Annotated in this window: 3 protein-coding genes; 1 reads left to right on the forward strand and 2 read right to left on the reverse strand. The window is 74.5% G+C overall.

Annotation, left to right across the window (positions count from 1 at the left end):
- Positions 1-89: 89 nt before the first annotated feature.
- The gene (locus ABD308_RS23135) at positions 90-890 is read right to left on the reverse strand and encodes a dienelactone hydrolase family protein (protein WP_344338159.1); all 801 of its coding nucleotides are present in this window, start codon (positions 888-890) and stop codon (positions 90-92) included.
- 90 nt (positions 891-980) lie between these two features.
- Positions 981-2,228: an MFS transporter gene (locus tag ABD308_RS23140; RefSeq protein WP_344338161.1), complete on the reverse strand. Its 1,248-nt coding sequence runs from the start codon at positions 2,226-2,228 to the stop codon at positions 981-983.
- Positions 2,229-2,317: 89 nt separating this feature from the next.
- Here ABD308_RS23140 and ABD308_RS23145 point away from each other — a divergent pair.
- The coding region (locus ABD308_RS23145; protein ID WP_344338163.1) for an ROK family transcriptional regulator at positions 2,318-3,150 on the forward strand (833 nt) is incomplete at its 3' end.

The raw sequence follows: 3,150 nt of genomic DNA on the forward strand, positions 1-3,150 counted from the left end.
CGCCGGTGCGGCGGGCAGCGCCGCCGCGAGGGCGGCGGTGAGGACGGTGGCGGCGCCGAGGCGGGCGGCCAGGGTGCGGCGGGGTGCGGTCATCGCGGATGTCCTCCTGAGGCGCGGCGGGTGGTGCGCTCGGACAGGAAGCCGAGGAGTCGGAACCACGACTCCCTTGCGGCGTCGCGGTGTTGGACCGCCGTGAGTTCGAAATAGTTGTGCGGAGCCTGAGGAAAAGTCATGAACTCGTGTTCACATCCGGCATCCGTGAGCGCGGCGTCGAAGGCGGCGACCGCGCTCGACGGGATGTGCTCGTCGGCGCCGCCCCAGAACGCGAGGATGGGCGCGCTCAGCCCTGCGGCGAGCTGGGTCGGCCCCGGGGCGCCGTTGATGGTGTCGGGGTAGCCGTAGAAGCCGACCGCGCCGGCCAGGCCGAAGCGCGGCGCGGCGGCGCGGAAGGCCTGCCGGCCGCCGAAGCAGAAGCCGAGCGCGACCACCTCGCCGCCGCCGGGCGCGCGCAGGCGGCGGATGCCCGCCGCGAGGTCGGCGTCCAGACCCTCGGGGGTGAGCGCGAGCAGGTGCGGCAGCAGGTTCGGAAGCTCGCCGAATTCCGGTGCGCGGTCCTTCGGGTCGGCGCCGGCGGTGCGCCCGTAATAGTCGAGGACGAGCGCCGGGAATCCCTGTTCGGCGAGCCGGACGGCGGTCTGCCGGTAGAAGGCGGAAAGCCCCTTGTTGTCCGGCAGGACGAGCACGGCGGGCCCGGCGGGGTGCTCCGGGCGGGCCAGGAAGGCGCCGAACGCGGTGCCGTCGGCCGAGGTCAGGGTGAGGTCGGCGGCTTCGGCGAGGGCGTGGGTGGCGGGGGTGAAGACGGGCGGGGCGGCGTCGGCCTCGTAGCACACGGGAAATCCTTCACGGCAGCGGAAACCGCCGGGTGCGGTGTGCGCCCGGCGGTTCGAAATGCTAGCGAGAATTTCCTGGAGGATTTCCCATCATATCGCAGGGGTATTTTTCTCGAAAGACTTTTTCGATTCCGAAGTGATGACGTTTTCCGGGGCGTGCTGTTCGGCCCGGCGCAGCGCGCCCGCGCTCAGCAGCAGGGCCGCGGAGAGCGCGGCGACCACGCCGAAGGAGACGGTGAGCGAGGTGGCCTGGGCGAGGCCGCCGACGATCGCGGGGGCGACCAGTCCCGAGGTGTAGGTGACGGTGGCGACGCCGGCGATGGCCTGGCTGGGGTTGTCGCCGATCCGGCCGGCCGCGGCGAAGGCCAGCGGGACCACCACGGCGACGCCCACCCCGATCAGCGCGAAGCCGGGGATGGCGAGCGCGGGGCGGTCGGCGGCGACCACCAGCAGTCCGCCGGTGGTGGCGATCGCGCCGCTCAGCCGGGCGGCCCGGACGGCGCCCAGCCGGCGGATCGCCGCGTCGCCGGCCAGCCGGCTGACCGCCATGGTGAGCGAGAACGCGGTGTAGGCGGCCGCCGCGACGGTGGGCGAGGCGCCGGTGACGTCGCGCAGGTAGACGCCGCTCCAGTCCATCGAGGCGCCCTCGGCGAACACCGCGCAGAAGCCGACCAGCCCGATCACCAGCGAACTGCGCGGCGGCAGCGCGAACCGCGGCGGCGCCTCCGCCTGCTCGGGGGCGCGCAGGTCGGGCAGCGCGCGGCAGGCCGGCTGGGTGAGGGCGAGCAGGACGAAGGCGGTGACGCCGATCTGCACCCGGGGGTCGAAGTCCTGATGGGCGGCCAGGATGCCGACCCCGGCGGCCACCAGCGAGCCCGCGCTCCACATGCCGTGCAGGCCGGACATGATCGAGCGGCCGAGCCGCTGCTCGATCTCCACGCCCTGCGCGTTCATCGCCACGTCCGACATGCCCGCCGTCGCGCCGAAGCACAGCAGGAACAGGCAGAGCACCGGCAGCGAGGGGGCGAGCGCGGGAAGGGAGAAGGCCACGCAGCAGAGCGACAGCAGTCCGGCGACGGCCGCCCGCCCGCCGAAGCGGTGCACCAGCCGGCCGGCCAGCGGCATCGCCAGGGACGAGCCGATGGCCGGCATCACCAGGGCCAGCCCGAGCTGGCCGGCGGAGAGGCCGAGGTGGTCCTTGACCCACGGGATCCGGCTGACGAAGGTGCCGGCGATGGCGCCGTGCACGGCGAACACGAGCGAGACGGCGACACGCGCGCGGCGTGCGGCGCCCGCGCCGCCGAAGGGTGGTTCCGCTGGGGTCGGGCTGGTGGTCATGGGCTGTTCCCTCCGGCGTGGCGGTGCGGCGGTTCGATAAACTATCAGGAAGGGATCCTGATAGAAACACTCTGAAAGGATGTTCGGCCATGACCACCGCGCGTACGGCCACGCCGAGCACCGCCCGGGCGATCAACGACCGGTTGGCGCTCAATCTGCTGCTCGACCAGGGACCACTCACCGCGACCGAGCTGCGCGGCCTCACCGGCCTCTCCCGGCCCACCGTCGCCGACCTGCTCGAACGGCTCCAGCGGACCGGCCTGGTCGCCGTCGTCGGCGAACGCGGCGAACAGCGGCGCGGCCCCAACGCCCGGCTCTACGCCCTGGTCGCCTCCCGCGCCCACCTCGGCGCGATCGACGTCCGCTCTGGCGGCGTCACCCTGGTCGTCGCCGACCTGGCCGGGCAGACCCTGGGCGCCGCCGAACTCGCCGTCGCCGAGCCCGACACCGACCCCGCCGCCCACCGCGCCGCCGCCGGCCGGATCGTCCGCACCCTGCTCGACACCGCCCGCCGGGCCGGCGTCGAGCACCTGCACACCGTCGCCGTCGGCGCCCCCGGCCTGGTCGACCCCGCCACCGGCCGGCTCCAGTCCACCGGCGAGATTCCCGCCTGGCACGCCGAACTCCTCGCCGCCCTGCGCGGCCTGCCCGGCACCGACGTGATCCTGGAGAACGAGGTCAACCTCGCCGGGCGCGCCGAGTACCGGATCGGCGCCGCCCGTGACCGGGACGACTTCGTCCTGGTCTGGCTCGGCCACAGCGTCGGCGCCGCCGTCGTCCTGAACGGCAGGCTGCACCGCGGCGCCCGCGGCGGCACCGGCGAGATCTGCTTCCTGCCCGTCCCCGGCACCACCGCGCTGCCCTCCGCGACCAGCTGCGAGGGCGGCTTCCACAGCCGGGCCGGCAGCGCCGCCGTGCGCGC

Source organism: Kitasatospora putterlickiae (assembly GCF_039527695.1).
GTDB classification, from domain to species: Bacteria; Actinomycetota; Actinomycetes; order Streptomycetales; family Streptomycetaceae; genus Kitasatospora; species Kitasatospora putterlickiae.